Source organism: Bacillus sp. ms-22 (assembly GCF_009759805.1).
GTDB classification, from domain to species: domain Bacteria; phylum Bacillota; class Bacilli; order Bacillales; family Bacillaceae; genus Bacillus; species Bacillus xiamenensis.
Window position 1 is genome coordinate 3,192,329 of record NZ_CP046653.1, and the last position, 14,708, is coordinate 3,207,036.

The 14,708-nt window shown below is 40.4% G+C and carries 17 protein-coding genes; 8 read left to right on the top strand and 9 right to left on the bottom strand.

The features are described 5' to 3' along the window. The first annotated feature begins 65 nt into the window (after window positions 1-65). Both GPA07_RS16560 and GPA07_RS16565 read left to right on the top strand, forming a co-directional pair. A complete protein-coding gene (locus GPA07_RS16560; protein ID WP_071167971.1) occupies window positions 66-1,598 on the top strand; it encodes a multicopper oxidase family protein in 1,533 nt (510 codons plus the stop codon). Window positions 1,599-1,880: 282 nt separating this feature from the next. After that, window positions 1,881-2,255 carry a carboxymuconolactone decarboxylase family protein gene (locus GPA07_RS16565; protein ID WP_008355707.1) on the top strand — a complete coding sequence of 125 codons (375 nt, stop codon included), beginning with the start codon at window positions 1,881-1,883 and terminating at the stop codon, window positions 2,253-2,255. 216 nt (window positions 2,256-2,471) lie between these two features. Here the strand turns inward: GPA07_RS16565 and GPA07_RS16570 are convergent, their stop codons facing one another. Both GPA07_RS16570 and GPA07_RS16575 read right to left on the bottom strand, forming a co-directional pair. Beyond that, window positions 2,472-3,521 (bottom strand): hypothetical protein, encoded by a 1,050-nt coding sequence (locus tag GPA07_RS16570; RefSeq protein ID WP_157293004.1) that lies wholly within the window; start codon window positions 3,519-3,521, stop codon window positions 2,472-2,474. A gap of 73 nt (window positions 3,522-3,594) precedes the next feature. Then, the gene (locus tag GPA07_RS16575) at window positions 3,595-3,963 is read right to left on the bottom strand and encodes an RlpA-like double-psi beta-barrel domain-containing protein (protein ID WP_008344356.1); all 369 of its coding nucleotides are present in this window, start codon (window positions 3,961-3,963) and stop codon (window positions 3,595-3,597) included. Window positions 3,964-4,172: 209 nt separating this feature from the next. On the opposite strand from GPA07_RS16575, the gene GPA07_RS16580 reads away from it, so the two are divergent. Beyond that, window positions 4,173-4,847 carry a hypothetical protein gene (locus tag GPA07_RS16580; protein ID WP_157293005.1) on the top strand — a complete coding sequence of 225 codons (675 nt, stop codon included), beginning with the start codon at window positions 4,173-4,175 and terminating at the stop codon, window positions 4,845-4,847. A 123-nt stretch (window positions 4,848-4,970) separates the two neighbouring features. After that, window positions 4,971-5,438: a hypothetical protein gene (locus GPA07_RS16585; protein WP_071167974.1), complete on the top strand. Its 468-nt coding sequence runs from the start codon at window positions 4,971-4,973 to the stop codon at window positions 5,436-5,438. 31 nt (window positions 5,439-5,469) lie between these two features. On the opposite strand, the gene GPA07_RS16590 is transcribed toward GPA07_RS16585, so the two are convergent. The 3 genes from GPA07_RS16590 to groES all read right to left on the bottom strand — a co-directional run bounded on the left by GPA07_RS16590 (window position 5,470) and on the right by groES (window position 8,509). Next, a complete protein-coding gene (locus GPA07_RS16590) occupies window positions 5,470-5,907 on the bottom strand; it encodes a hypothetical protein (protein ID WP_157293006.1) in 438 nt (145 codons plus the stop codon). A 626-nt stretch (window positions 5,908-6,533) separates the two neighbouring features. Continuing rightward, window positions 6,534-8,168, bottom strand: coding sequence for a chaperonin GroEL (groL, locus tag GPA07_RS16595; RefSeq protein WP_008355697.1), 1,635 nt, complete (start codon window positions 8,166-8,168; stop codon window positions 6,534-6,536). A gap of 56 nt (window positions 8,169-8,224) precedes the next feature. After that, window positions 8,225-8,509 carry a co-chaperone GroES gene (groES, locus tag GPA07_RS16600; protein WP_003214120.1) on the bottom strand — a complete coding sequence of 95 codons (285 nt, stop codon included), beginning with the start codon at window positions 8,507-8,509 and terminating at the stop codon, window positions 8,225-8,227. A gap of 228 nt (window positions 8,510-8,737) precedes the next feature. Between groES and GPA07_RS16605 the strand changes: the two genes are divergently transcribed. Genes GPA07_RS16605 through GPA07_RS16615 form a run of 3 tightly spaced genes read left to right on the top strand, consistent with a single transcriptional unit; the run spans window position 8,738 to window position 10,347 of the window. Beyond that, on the top strand, window positions 8,738-9,472 hold the full coding sequence (locus GPA07_RS16605) for a CPBP family intramembrane glutamic endopeptidase (RefSeq protein WP_157293007.1): 735 nt from the start codon (window positions 8,738-8,740) through the stop codon (window positions 9,470-9,472). After that, window positions 9,469-9,663 (top strand): YdiK family protein, encoded by a 195-nt coding sequence (locus tag GPA07_RS16610; protein ID WP_008355695.1) that lies wholly within the window; start codon window positions 9,469-9,471, stop codon window positions 9,661-9,663. Before GPA07_RS16605 ends, GPA07_RS16610 begins: the two co-directional genes overlap by 4 nt. 57 nt (window positions 9,664-9,720) lie before the next feature. Beyond that, entirely contained in the window at window positions 9,721-10,347 is a 627-nt protein-coding gene (locus GPA07_RS16615) for an NUDIX hydrolase (RefSeq protein ID WP_157293008.1), read from the top strand. 40 nt (window positions 10,348-10,387) lie between these two features. On the opposite strand, the gene tatC is transcribed toward GPA07_RS16615, so the two are convergent. From tatC to moaC, 4 genes are read right to left on the bottom strand one after another with little or no spacing between them, the layout of a single operon-like run. Further along, window positions 10,388-11,146: a twin-arginine translocase subunit TatC gene (gene tatC / locus GPA07_RS16620; protein WP_145939393.1), complete on the bottom strand. Its 759-nt coding sequence runs from the start codon at window positions 11,144-11,146 to the stop codon at window positions 10,388-10,390. Window positions 11,147-11,152: 6 nt separating this feature from the next. Beyond that, window positions 11,153-11,332: a twin-arginine translocase TatA/TatE family subunit gene (locus tag GPA07_RS16625; protein WP_008355689.1), complete on the bottom strand. Its 180-nt coding sequence runs from the start codon at window positions 11,330-11,332 to the stop codon at window positions 11,153-11,155. Between the two features lie 27 nt (window positions 11,333-11,359). Then, the gene (locus tag GPA07_RS16630) at window positions 11,360-12,013 is read right to left on the bottom strand and encodes a redox-sensing transcriptional repressor Rex (RefSeq protein ID WP_008355687.1); all 654 of its coding nucleotides are present in this window, start codon (window positions 12,011-12,013) and stop codon (window positions 11,360-11,362) included. A gap of 15 nt (window positions 12,014-12,028) precedes the next feature. After that, window positions 12,029-12,520: a cyclic pyranopterin monophosphate synthase MoaC gene (moaC, locus tag GPA07_RS16635; protein ID WP_071168023.1), complete on the bottom strand. Its 492-nt coding sequence runs from the start codon at window positions 12,518-12,520 to the stop codon at window positions 12,029-12,031. A gap of 138 nt (window positions 12,521-12,658) precedes the next feature. On the opposite strand from moaC, the gene GPA07_RS16640 reads away from it, so the two are divergent. Further along, complete coding sequence (locus GPA07_RS16640) at window positions 12,659-14,581, top strand: ABC transporter ATP-binding protein (protein WP_157293009.1); 1,923 nt, start codon at window positions 12,659-12,661, stop codon at window positions 14,579-14,581. Window positions 14,582-14,708: the final 127 nt, after the last annotated feature.

Consider the following 14,708-nt stretch of genomic DNA (forward strand, 5'->3'; position numbering starts at 1 on the left):
ATTCACCTATTTTGATATCCGCACTTATAATGTATCAAATTGAATGTAAGTGAGGATTAATCAACATGAACCTAGAAAAATTTGTTGACGAGCTTCCAATTCCAGAAGTTGCAGAGCCCGTCAAAAAGAACCCAAGACAAACGTATTATGAAATCGCCATGAAGGAAGTGTTCTTAAAAGTTCATAGAGACCTGCCCCCAACCAAGCTATGGACCTACAATGGCAGCCTGCCTGGTCCGACCATTAAAGCGAGTCGAAATGAAAAGGTCAAAGTGAAATGGATGAACAAATTGCCGCTGAAACACTTTCTGCCTGTCGATCACACCATTCACCCCGGGCATCATGATGAACCAGAAGTCAAAACAGTCGTTCATCTGCATGGCGGGGTCACACCAGCAAGCAGCGATGGTTACCCAGAGGCTTGGTTTTCACGAGACTTTGAAGCGACCGGGCCTTTCTTTGAACGGCAGATTTACGAATACCCTAACCATCAGCAAGCATGCACATTGTGGTATCACGATCACGCGATGGCATTGACGCGCTTAAATGTGTATGCAGGCTTAGCTGGATTTTACTTGATCTCAGATTCATTTGAAAAGTCGCTGGAATTACCGAAAGATGAGTATGATATTCCATTAATGATCATGGACCGTACATTTCAGGAAGATGGAGCATTGTTTTATCCAAGCAGACCAAACAACACACCAGAAGACAGTGACCTTCCAGACCCCTCCATCGTGCCCTTTTTTTGCGGGGAAACGATTTTGGTCAATGGAAAGGTGTGGCCGTATTTAGAAGTTGAACCACGAAAATACCGTTTTCGGATATTAAATGCATCCAATACAAGAACTTATGAGCTGCATCTAGACAACGATGCCACGATCTTACAAATTGGATCTGATGGCGGCTTTTTGCCAAGACCGGTTCATCACCAATCCTTTAGCATTGCACCTGCTGAACGTTTTGATGTCATCATTGATTTTTCAGCTCATGAAAACAAAACGATCATTTTAAAAAATAAAGCAGGCTGCGGTCAGGAAGTAAATCCAGAAACAGATGCGAACGTTATGCAATTTAAAGTCACACGTCCGCTAAAAGGAAGAGCACCTAAAACATTACGTCCGATTTTCAAACCACTTCCATCGCTTCGACCGAGCCGGGCAGATAAAGAACGTACACTAACACTTAGCGGCACACAGGATAAATATGGCCGCCCAATTTTATTGCTAGATAACCAATTTTGGAATGATCCTGTCACGGAAAATCCGCGACTTGGCAGTGTAGAGGTTTGGTCTATTGTCAATCCAACAAGGGGTACACATCCTATTCATTTACACCTTGTTCAATTCAGAGTGATTGATAGAAGGCCATTTGATACAGACATCTATCAATCGACAGGCGAAATTGTGTACACAGGACCGAATGAAGCGCCTCCTTTGCATGAACAAGGCTACAAGGACACCATTCAATCGCATGCCGGTGAAGTCATTCGAATCATCGCCAGGTTTGTCCCATATAGCGGCCGCTATGTGTGGCATTGTCATATTTTAGAACACGAGGATTATGACATGATGCGGCCGATGGATATCATTCAGTAATAACCATCATCGTTTCACAAACTATATGCAATTTCGTTTGACATAGATTATCATGAAAAGGCTAACTGACATGAATTCATTAGCCTTTTTTCCTTTTGGCGGTCGATCTATTTGGAAATTGAATAATAAACTTAATGAATGGTTTCTCCGAACATTTAACACTAAAAAAATAGCGTAGCAAACCGATAATACTACTATATACCCATTACCTCTATCAAAAGGCACTGAAGAAACAATACACGAACAAATAGAAAATCGTCATAAAAAACGGAGGAGTTCAATTTGAATGAAGAAAAAGAGACTTGCCAGGTCAATCGAGAAACAGTGGCAGGAAACATAGAGAAGCTTTCAACTCATGAAAACGAGAGCATTCGATCAAACATTGAACAACTAACAATTGAACTCGGTGAACAAAAAGAATTCAATCACTTCATATTGGATGAAAAACAAAAGGCCATCAGCACACTATCTGCTCTGATTACAAAAGGCGATTGTGGTGAAGAGTTAAAAGCTCATTTTGCACAAGCATTACATATCGGGCTCTCTGTTATAGAGATTATGGAGTTGATTAAGCACTGTACAAAGGTTGCAGGATTCCCTCATTCCATTAATGCCTTGTTTATTTTTCAAAACTTACTAGATGAAAACATAAAATAAATAAGAGAAAACGAGAAGTCATCTGTCCTCTCGTTTTTTTATTTCTACTTATCTTAATCTCTTTCGTTGATTCTGTCACAACAGCAAAATATGAAAATACCACTCATTTCCTTGCTTAAAAAATGATTTTCATTTCAACAATCCTTATCTTTCACCGACATATCCCACGACAAAATAAAAAAACGTCCAGTTATATGACATAACTGAACGCACCTTTTATCGATTGACAGTAAAGTTGTTAACAATCCCGCCATCTTTCTCCCAAGCAGCTTCTACTGTTTTCTTCTTGAGGTCGTATTCATAAATGGTTCTAACCTTCGCCTTCCGGCCGGTGTCATCCTTTAATTCCTTTGCGTTCTTTGCAGCACCTAAGAAATAAATCGATGTCCCATCCGAAGAAAATTGCGGCTGTGCAGTACTTAAAATATGCACATCCTTGCTGTTTTTAACGAGTGTCTTCGTTTTTCCCGTATCTACATCAAGCATCTTAATAGAGGAGACTTCTTTTTCGTTTCGAACCTTCACTTCTGTATAAACCAGCTTCTTGTGATCTGGTGAAAATGAAATATCATTAATTGTTTGAGAGATGCGCGCAATGTTTTTCCCCTTCTCACCTGCTTGAAGGGTAATCTTCATGGTCGTTGGCTCAGGGTCCATTCCTTTTTCATTCGCTTCATCAGTCTTCTTATAATCTTCTTTTAACGAATAATGCTGAATGGCCAAAAGATTTGATGCTGGATCGTAGGCAAAAGAGCTCACCGTATCATCATCACTTTTTTTAGGATATAACACTTTCACTTTGTGTTTTTTCAAATCAAAAGATGCTACATAAAATTGCTCACCTGAAGCCTTATTATACCTTAGATATAACTGCTTTCCGTCGCCAGACAGCCTCATACTGTCAATTGAATCTTCACTCGTAAAGAGCGTTTTTTCTTTATCGGTTTTTACATTCAGTTCTCGGATACTCACCTTTTGCGTGTCTTCATTCGTATACGTGTAGTATAAAGTCTGTTTCGCCCGATCATAAGCAATCGAAGGATATGCTGTGAGCTTCTCCGTATGAAGTGCCTTGTCGTGCAGGTAATATGTGTTATTTAACTGTTGATCTGTAAATGAAACAAGCAATTCGTCTTTTGCATCTTGATTTATTTTCACTTTTCCTGCATGTTTCGCCTCTTGACCCGGCTTCATTATGAAGAAAATGACGGCCGCAATCACTGCGAGTCCAATGACCGTGATGATCCACCATGTTGATTTTTTCATTGACTTTCAGACCCTCTCTACAACAAAAGAAGCCAGAAAATGAACTTTTCCCGCTTCTTTGCATGCCTATGTATTAATAAGTGTAATGCCCTTTGACGACACCTTTACTTGTTGAATACCCAAGTGCTTTGAATGCTTTCGGACTTACGTCTAATACTGCGTTTGGCATTCTACCTACATCATATTTATATACTGTAATCACTTTATGTGGTTTCGCTTTTGTTGTCACTCTTAGTTTTGTACCTTTTTTCGGTACGTCAAATCCCATTTTCGTTGCTGCATCCCAATGACCGAGTTTTTTTCCATCTGCGCCTTTTTTGCCGACACCATTATACCAAGTAATATTGCCGCTTACTTTTTTTGCACTTGCTCCATGTGAGAAACTAAACGCTAAAAATAAACTAGCTACTGTTACGATTGTCGCGATAAGCTTTTTATTCATTAAAAAATCCTCCGTATTTGGTTTCTGCACTTATTATACATGAAGATGCACCCAGTTATTTTACAGTCACATTACAATTCGAATACAAGTTAACCACTTTATGACCGATTATCAACATAAATACCACCAAAAACAGTCAGAACTTTGTAAGTCAGACCTGTTTTTCATTTTATATTATATAAGTGAATGAACTATAAGGAGGAATTATCATGAAAAAATGGATCACGATGTTCAGTCTGAGCTTAGCGTTTGTTTTAATGTTTTCAAGTCTGCCTGCCTCAGCGGCTAACCCCCGTCACGGTGCGATTGTGACACAAACGGATGAAGCGAAATGGTCAGGTATCTCTGCTGATATTGTACTGCCGAAAACAGCAACCATTAAAAATGGCTATGCTGACTGGTATCTCGGTCTCGGCTCTGCCGTTATTGAAAGCGGGATTTCAAAAACATCTTCTGGCTATAAGGTCTTTTTGGGCAGCGGCTCCCAAGGCGGCAGTCAATATTGGAACAGCGAATACGATTCAAGTATTAAAGATGGTGCACGTGTCAACTTAAAGCTCATCAACAATGGTGATGGCACAGTGTCACTATATGTCAACGGGAAACTGCGTTATAAACAGCCTGTTTTCAATCCTAGTCGTCTGAAAGACCTCGATGTCGTCAAAATGGTACATGGGGTTCAGGATGATGGGACAAACAGCTACTCACAAGCAAGCTTCTCTAATGTACAGCTTCGTGCAAATACATCTGGAAGTGTCTATAAAAAATGGGACGGCACCGTCAAATCATCTCTTTTACGTAAAAATCTAGAGTCAGGTGCTGCGGCTCCAGCATTCACAGTCATTTCTTCCATTCCACTTAGTACAACCCTTTCAGCACAATAAGAAAAAAGCGCCCATCCTTGGGTGCTTTTGATTGTTCACAGCTTGTCAACATTCTTTTTTAATCAAAACAACGTTTCGTGGTAACATAAGCATACATACTTCGAAGAAAAAAGGAGAAAGAACGTGAGAAAAAGTCTACTTATTTTCTTGAGTCTAGTTGCAAGCTTCTCTATTTTAGCTGCGTGCTCAAATACAACAAAAGAAAAAACATCAGAATCTGTAGCACTTCCGACGATTAATGAACGCATTCAAAATGAAACGAAAGAAGTAATGGAGCAGTCTAAACTCATTAAAGACACAGCGATTACCGTTGATCAAAAGAAAAAAGTCATTTCCCTAAACGTGACGGCCTCATATGATACCAACAGTGATTACGCTGAAGTCATCGGATTAAACTTTGCCAAAACGCTAGCCATTGGAGCATCCACTGAAAAAGAAAACAACCTGCATAAGCCGGAAAATGACAGCCTTGGTGCCCTCTACTCCTTTTATGACCTGGATATCACCGTAAAACAGGAAAACGGCAAGGTGCTGGCAAAAGGAAAGAAAACGACAAATGAAACAAAGATCACCTGGGAGAGAGCCCAGTAATTGGACACAAAAAAGCTTGTAGAGAGCCGCTCTACAAGCTTCTTTTATTGTTCATTCCGTTCAAATCTTCTCTCATTATATGAATCAGTGTATCGATACCCGAGTGAGACCTAGATGCTAATCGCACCAACAAATGATCAATATACTCATACAAATGACGATCTCTCAAAATATACTCCCCATAAAACGGGATAACAAAGAAATAGAGCAAATCAGCAAATTCAAGTGCAACGTCATCTTCATCTTCATCCTCTAGCGCCTCTCCAACACATTGAATCAACCAATCCACATCTTCTTTCTTCTCAATCGGAACATACATCAATTGATGAATACAGTCCGTATCCTTCGTTTGCAGCAGCTGCTCCGCCGCTTCCTTTGATAAAGCACCAATTTCTTTAGAAGATATATTAAGAACCGCTAGTTCATTCTCTGATCTGTCTTGATCCATTTGCAGCACATTTTGGTCCATCTCGACTCACTCCCCGTTCTCAGATACTTTTATTATAAGGAATTCGTCTGATTTTTTATGGAAATGGTGGATTTTTTTATGTAATTTTAAACAAAAAGAGCATCCAACAATTGATGTTCAACTTCAATTCTAAAAAAACATCGCGCTTGATTTGAATCTATGTGTATTAGTAGATTGAAGGGTGAGAGAGTGAAGTTGAAACAGCCATAGATCAAGGAATAATGGTTGAAATGATTCTTGTAGACGGGCTTGGAATCTTTTCTGCGCAGCTGACCTTTTTACACATGACTTAAGCGGCACCAGTTGCAGAAGCAGCGAAACCCACTCCCTTTGTGGAAGTGGGTTTCGAAGTATGATTTCTAGCGCTTTTTTGATCCAAACAATCCAAACACGATGACGAATACAAGAATAATCGCCACCCAAGTCGTCAATCCCATATGTTCACCGCTTTTCTCTTTAAAAGTCTTTTATTCTAACGCCTGAAAAGAGGTGAGGATTTCGATTTCATTTGTTCTTATATTTTTCCATCATTCATTAGAAATCAAATTTGCCGTAAGTGACCAATACGTGACCAGTAAAAAAACAAAACAAAAACCCCTATATTTCAAGGGGTTTTCGGGGGGGTGTTACATCATTCCACCCATTCCGCCCATTCCGCCCATATCCGGCATTCCGCCGCCTGAGCCGCCTTCTTCTGGTTTGTCAGCTACGACTGCTTCAGTTGTAAGAAGCATAGCTGCAACAGAAGCTGCGTTTTGAAGTGCAGAGCGAGTTACTTTTGTTGGGTCAACGATTCCTTTTTCGATCATGTTTACCCATTCGTTTGTTGCTGCGTTGAAGCCTACGCCAATTTCTTCGTTTTTCAAGCGCTCAACGATGACTGATCCTTCAAGACCTGCGTTGTGAGCGATTTGACGGATCGGCTCTTCAAGAGAACGTAGAACGATGTTGACACCAGTTTGAACGTCACCTTCAGCTTCAATTGAAGCGACTTTGTTGTATACATTCACAAGTGCTGTACCACCACCGGATACGATACCTTCTTCAACTGCTGCACGAGTTGAGTTCAATGCATCCTCGATGCGTAGTTTACGCTCTTTTAGTTCTGTTTCAGTAGCAGCACCAACTTTGATGACAGCGACGCCGCCAGCTAGTTTTGCAAGACGTTCTTGTAATTTTTCTTTATCGAATTCAGAAGTTGTTTCTTCTACTTGCGCACGGATTTGGTTCACACGTGCTGCGATTTGAGCAGAATCTCCTGCACCTTCAACGATGGTTGTGTTTTCTTTTGTGACAACTACTTTAGACGCGCGGCCAAGCTGACCAATTTCAGTTGATTTCAGATCAAGTCCTAGGTCTTCTGTGATTAATTCTCCGCCAGTTAGAACAGAAATGTCTTCAAGCATTGCTTTACGACGATCACCGAATCCAGGTGCTTTCACTGCCACTGCATTGAATGTACCACGAAGTTTGTTCACAACAAGTGTTGCAAGTGCTTCGCCTTCTACATCTTCAGCAATGATCAATAATGGTTTACCTTGTTGTACAACTTGCTCAAGTACAGGAAGGATTTCTTGAATGTTTGTGATCTTTTTGTCAGTGATTAAGATGTAAGGATTTTCAAGAACTGCTTCCATCTTATCAGAATCCGTCACCATGTACGGTGAAGCATATCCGCGGTCAAATTGCATTCCTTCAACCACTTCAAGCTCAGTTGTAAAACCTTTAGATTCTTCGATTGTGATAACTCCGTCGTTTCCAACACGCTCCATAGCTTCAGCGATCAAGCTTCCTACTTCTTCATCTGCTGCAGAAATAGACGCAACTTGAGCAATTGATTCTTTGCCTTCGATTGGTTTAGAAATCTCGTGTAAGCCTTCAAGTGCGACTTTCACTGCTTCTTCAATTCCTTTACGAACGCCAACAGGGTTTGCACCAGCTGTTACGTTTTTAAGGCCTTCACGGATCATTGCTTGAGCTAGAACTGTTGCCGTTGTTGTACCGTCACCAGCTACGTCGTTTGTTTTGCTTGCAACTTCAGCCACAAGTTTTGCACCCATGTTTTCAAATGCATCTTCTAATTCGATTTCTTTTGCAATTGTTACACCATCATTTGTGATAAGTGGAGAACCGAATTTTTTCTCAAGAACCACGTTACGTCCTTTAGGTCCTAAAGTTACTTTTACAGCATCTGCAAGTGCATCTACACCACGTAACATCGCACGACGTGCTTCTTCACTGAACTTAATATCTTTTGCCATAATAACGAAACCTCCTCAGTCTTTTTAGAAATATATCTCAATGCGTTTTTATGTGATTAACCAATAACAGCTAAAATGTCGCTTTCACGAAGAATTAAATATTCTTTTCCTTCATATTTCACTTCAGTGCCTGCATATTTTGAGAAGATAATGCGGTCGCCTGTATTGACTTCTAACGCAACGCGCTCACCACTTTCAAGTACACGCCCTGAACCTGCTGCAACAATTTTACCTTCTTGCGGTTTTTCTTTTGCAGAATCCGGTAAGACAATACCGCTAGCGGTTTTTTCCTCAGATTCAACGAGTTCAATGATTACGCGATCGCCTAATGGCTTTAACATAAGAAACAACCTCCTCAATTTTTATATGTAGTCTCTTTTAGCACTCATCAATAGAGAGTGCTAACACATTTATTATAATAAAGAATGTCTTCTGCAATTTCAAGTAAAAAACTCAAAAATTTTTACGCTTTCATGATCTTTTTTTATCACCGATTCTTTCCTTTTCAACGAAAAAGAAGACTTGTGTTACAATAAATCTAGTTCTTTTAGTAAAGGGGTTTTCGTTACTTGAAAAAACAATATTGGTACATCATCTTAACGTATATATTGGTACAGGTTTCTGCGATTCCTTATGTGTTCATTATGAAATGGTTAGGATACATTCAGACACCGATGACACAAGCAGAGCTCTCTGAATTGTCAGGAACCTGGACCATCATCAGCTTCTGTATTGGATTGATCATCATTTTGTTCATTCTTCGAACCGTACCAAAAGCATCACTTCGGAATGAAGCACCTGTTTCCATCGGTTCTGCTATCGCCTGGATCATTGGCGGTTTCTTTCTTTCTCTGTTCACGCAATCGGTTGCTGGCATGATTGAACAATATGCATTCGGCATTGGCCGTGAGTCAGAAAACACACAAAATATTTTATCTATTATGGAGACTTTTCCTTTACTTGTCATCATCATTGCGCTGATTGGGCCAATTCTTGAGGAAATCATTTTCCGGAAAATTATTTTTGGTGTGATCTATGAAAGAACGAATTTCTTCATTGGGGCACTTGTTAGTTCGGTATTTTTCGCTGCTGCACACTCTGATTTTGCCCACTTCTTGCTCTATACCGCAATGGGCTTTACTTTTTCTTTCTTATATGCGAAAACAAAACGAATCATTGTTCCAATCGGCGCACATATGCTAATGAACTCGCTCGTCATTCTTGTGCAGATTGAGCCAGTAAAAAAAATGATTGAAGAACAAACTCAAACAATGCAAATGATTATTGGAGGCTTTTTCTCATGAGAAACCCTGTCGTATGGGGCATTATTTATTTTGCCGTAGGTGTGGCGTTCACCTATATGGCCATTCAAAATCCAGGTGATATGTGGTCATTTTACAACATTTTGCTGATGGTGTTTGCGGCCTATAATATTAATATCGCGTTTAAAATGTTTGCTTTTTCTGTCAAACTGAAAAAACAGCAGCAAAAATAAACCAAAAACCATTTTCCTCTGCTTGGAAAATGGTTTTTTTATGGAGGGGATGTCTTCATGGAACAGGAAGAACTGAACATCATGAATGATCGTCATGAAACGATAGGTACAGCCGCCCGGTCTGATGTTCATGCCCAGGGCCTTTGGCATGAAACATTTCATTTCTGGCTTTTAAAAAAAGAAGATGACACAGTGTTCCTTTATTTTCAGCTTAGAAGTCCCGAAAAAAAGGATTTTCCTTCTCTCCTTGATATCACAGCAGCAGGCCATCTTCTCGCAGTTGAACAGCCTCCTGATGGTATGAGAGAGGTCGAAGAAGAGCTCGGTCTCTCCATCCCTTTTAAGGAAGTGACCTATACAGGTATCATCCAAGATGAAATTCATCTGCCATCGTTCATCGACCGTGAATTTTGCCATGTGTATCTTTATATGGAGCAAAAAGAACACATGGATGTTCATCTACAGAAAGAAGAAGTTGCTGGTCTTTATAGAGCAAAGTTAATGGATGCACAGCAGCTTTTAACAGGAGAATGCAAAAGAATTCAGATCGAGGGCTTTGACGTTGATGCAGCCGGAGAACGACGTGAGGAAAGCAGAGAAGTAGACGTACAGGATTTTGTCCCGCATGAGTCCGCATATTACAAACACCTATTTCATGCAATCCATCAATTCCTTTCACAATAGAAAAAGCATCGTGATCACATGTTGGATCACGATGCTTTTTTTATGAGACATCAGCACTTTCTTTCTCCTCTGTTTGCTGCATTTTGCGATAGGTTACTCTTGAAATGATTATACTCACTTCATACAAAACGAGCATTGGCAAGGTAACCATGAGGTGAGAAACGAGCTCTGGCGGTGTAATCAGTGCGGCAATGACAAGGAGGACAAAATAGGCATACTTCCGTATTTTCGATAAGAACATCGGTGTAATGATGCCAAGTCTTGTGAAAAACATCAACACGACAGGCATCTGAAACAAAAATCCAAATGGAAGTGTTAACTGCATCAGAAATGTAAAATACTCATGAATCCCAATCACTTGCTCCACATGTAAATCATTCGACATCCGCATCATAAAATCGACGACAAACGGGAACAAAATAAAATAAGAGAAAGCCACACCGCTCAAAAATAAAAGCAGTGCAATCGGAATGTAAGCAAGTGTCACCTTTCTTTCTTTTTCATATAAGCCAGGACTCACAAACGCCCAAAGCTGATATAAAATCACGGGACACGTCAAAACGAGTGCAATGACAAATGCGAACTGCATAAACACGTACAGTGGATCTGTGAGCTTAAATGCGTTCAATGTCAATGTTGCCGCTTCATCAGTATTTTGCAAATACACAATGACCGGCTTAGCGAGAAAAAAACCTGCCACCATAAAGGTGACAAAAAACATCGCAATGATCACTAAACGTTTTCGCAGTTCCACAATATGCTCCATAAGCGGCATATCTTTGACATTCATGAAGCTCATCCTATTCTACTGATCTTCTTTTTTCTTTTTTTCTTCCTGATCATCAGCTAAACCTTTTGTGGCATTTTTGAATTCTCGTAATGTATCTCCTGCTGCTCTTCCTAATTCAGGAAGCTTTTTCGGCCCAAAAATAATGAGCGCAACAATCGCAATTAGAATCAAACTTCCAGGACCAATCGGACCCATTTGCTCCACCCCCTTTACCCCTTTTCGTCAGTCCTCCTGCGTAACAGAATAATGCTTTAAGAAATACACAAGAGACTGAAGTTCAACCGCCAAATCTATATGATGAATTCGAATGTGTTCCGGCACATTCAATCGAGCCGGCGTAAAGTTAAGGATTCCTTTGATGCCAAGGGCAATCAAACGATCTGTAATGGACTGAGCTGCTACGGCAGGTACTGTCAAAATCGCAACAGGAATATCTCCTACCTCTTGAACATGCTCTTCAAGCTTATCCAAATCATAGACAGGCACGCCGCCTATCTCACTTCCTATTTTACTCTCATTGACGTCAAAAGCCATTGAAATTTTTGTATTATTATTTTTGATGAAATTATAGTGTAAAAAAGCAGTCCCTAAATTCCCGACACCGATGAGCATGACATTCGTCATTTCATCTTGGTCAAGGGTTTTTCTGAAGAAGGTCAAGAGGTAATCGACATTATAGCCATACCCCTTCTTCCCAAGTGCACCAAAGTACGAAAAATCTCGGCGAATAGTGGCAGAATCCACTTTGACTGCATCACTAAGCTCGGCCGATGACACCCTTTGTTTTCCTGATGCATGCAGATTTTTTAAAAAGCGGTAGTAAAGCGGCAAACGTTTGGCTGTCGCTTGTGGAATTTTTGACTGGTCTATATTCATATAAGATCCTCCAACTTAAATATCAGATGCTCTGTGAAAATCACCGTTTTTCCCGCCTGTCTTTTCAACTAGATAGGTCGGACCGATGATCATGCCTTTATCAATCGCTTTACACATGTCGTAAACGGTCAGTGCACATACTGACGCAGAAGTGAGCGCTTCCATCTCCACACCCGTACTTCCTTTTGTTTTCACCTGTACTTGTATGTTCAGAATGTGCGCATTTCCGTCTTCCTCCCAATCAAAGGAGATATCCACGCCTTTTAGTGCAAGCGGATGACACATTGGAATGATATTGGACGTTTGCTTTGCTGCCATGATGCCGGCTACCTGTGCGACAGACAGCACATCCCCTTTTCCAATTTCACGATGTTGTATTTTATCAAACACTTCTTTTATCATACGAACGCTTGAAACAGCAACGGCGGTTCTCACTGTAGACGATTTATCACTAATGTCGACCATCTTTGCTCTTCCTTGTTCGTTAAAGTGGCTAAATTGACTCATCTTTCAACGCTCCCTCACTCAAATCATACACTATTTTTCCTTATCTGTCTTTCATTTGACCATGGCTGTCGTCTATAAGATTTGCCGGTTTACTGCTGATAAGCTACACTTAACATATTATAGCAGAGGTGAAGTTACATGATGATTCTACAAGTGAATCAGCTGTCAAAATCGTTTGGCGCTGATACCGTTTTAACGAATATAAAATTGGAAGTCAAAGCAAAGGATCGTATTGCCATTGTCGGCCGTAACGGTGCAGGCAAATCCACGCTTTTAAAAATCATTGCCGGTCAAATGTCTTACGAACAAGGTGAGATCATCAAACCGAAAGACCTATCTATTGGTTATTTAGCACAGCACACCGATGTGACGTCTACACGTACGTTAAAGGACGAACTCCTATCGGTTTTTGATCATTTAAAAGAGATGGAACAAGAGATGAGAGCCATTGAAGAACAGATGGCTTCTTCCACAGGCTCAGAACTAGATTCCCTGATGAAAACCTATGACAGGCTGCAACAGGCTTTTAAAGATCAAGGCGGCTATCAATATGAAGCAGATGTCCGCTCCATTCTTCATGGACTCGGCTTTAGCCATTTTGAAGATCACACAACCGTCCAATCCTTAAGCGGCGGCCAGAAAACTCGTCTAGCGCTTGGAAAGCTCTTATTGATGAAACCAGAACTCTTAATTCTGGATGAGCCGACCAACCATCTAGATATTGATACCTTATCATGGCTTGAGCAGTATTTGCAAAATTATACAGGGGCGATTCTCATCGTTTCCCATGACCGATATTTCTTAGACAAAGTCGTGAACCATGTATATGAAGTATCAAGAACAGCCATGAAGAAGTTTGCGGGAAACTATAGCAAGTATCTTGACCAAAAAGCTGAACAGCTAGAGCGTGATATGAAGCTGTATGAAAAACAGCAAGAAGAAATCTCGAAGCTCCAGGATTTCGTCGATCGCAACCTAGCAAGAGCCTCTACAACAAAACGCGCTCAAAGTAGACGGAAGCAGCTGGAACGAATGGATCGCTTAGACAAGCCATTAGGTGATGAAAAATCGGCAAGCTTCCATTTTGATATTACAAGACAGAGCGGTAACGATGTGCTGAAGGTACATGATCTTGATATTAGTTATGATGAAAAAACGCCGCTTCTATCCTCCCTCTCTTTTCATATAAAACGCGGGGATAGCGTGGCACTGATTGGTCCTAACGGGATCGGCAAATCAACTCTTTTAAAAACATTAACGAATACGCTGAAGCCTGTAAAAGGAGATATCATCTTTGGCTCTCATGTGACGATTGGCTACTATGATCAAGAACAAGCCAAGCTCACATCATCCAAGAAAGTACTTAATGAGCTTTGGGATGATTATCCGCATATGACTGAAAAAGAAATTCGGACATGCTTAGGGAACTTCCTTTTCTCAGGGGATGATGTCTTAAAGCCTGTACATGCATTAAGCGGTGGAGAAAAAGCACGCCTTGCCCTCGCAAAGCTGATGCTGCAAAAGGCCAATTTCCTCATTCTCGATGAACCGACGAACCATCTTGACTTAGATAGTAAAGAAATTTTAGAGAATGCACTAATTGATTATCCAGGAACCATTTTGTTCGTTTCGCATGACCGATATTTTATCAATCGCCTGGCAACAAAAGTACTCGAGCTCTCACCAAATGAAACAACTGAATACCTCGGTGACTACGACTACTATCTTGAAAAGAAAAACGAACAATTAGAGCTTGAAGCACTTCAAACTCAGGAGACGCATAAAAAACAAGCAGCAAAACCAGTAGAAACAGCCAAGCTTTCTTATGCGGAAGAAAAAGAATTGAAAAAGAAAGAAAGACAAAAACAACGCAGAATCGAAGAAATTGAAGAGCGGATCGCTGTTATTGAAGACAAGCTCGCTGAAAATGAACAGCTTTTGTGTGATCCTGCTATTTTCCAAGATCATGAGAAGGTACAAGCCATTCAAACAGACAATGATTCTCTCAACCAAGAGATGGAATCCCTTTTTGCAGAATGGGAAGATCTATTAAATGCTTAAAGAGCGCCCTAACGGGTGCTCTTTTTTCTGTGAGCGAAAACTTCTTATCCACAAAAGTACCCACAACAACTTCTTGATTATCCTTAAATATATTAAAGTTATCCACTTTATCCACAGTGTTTTAATC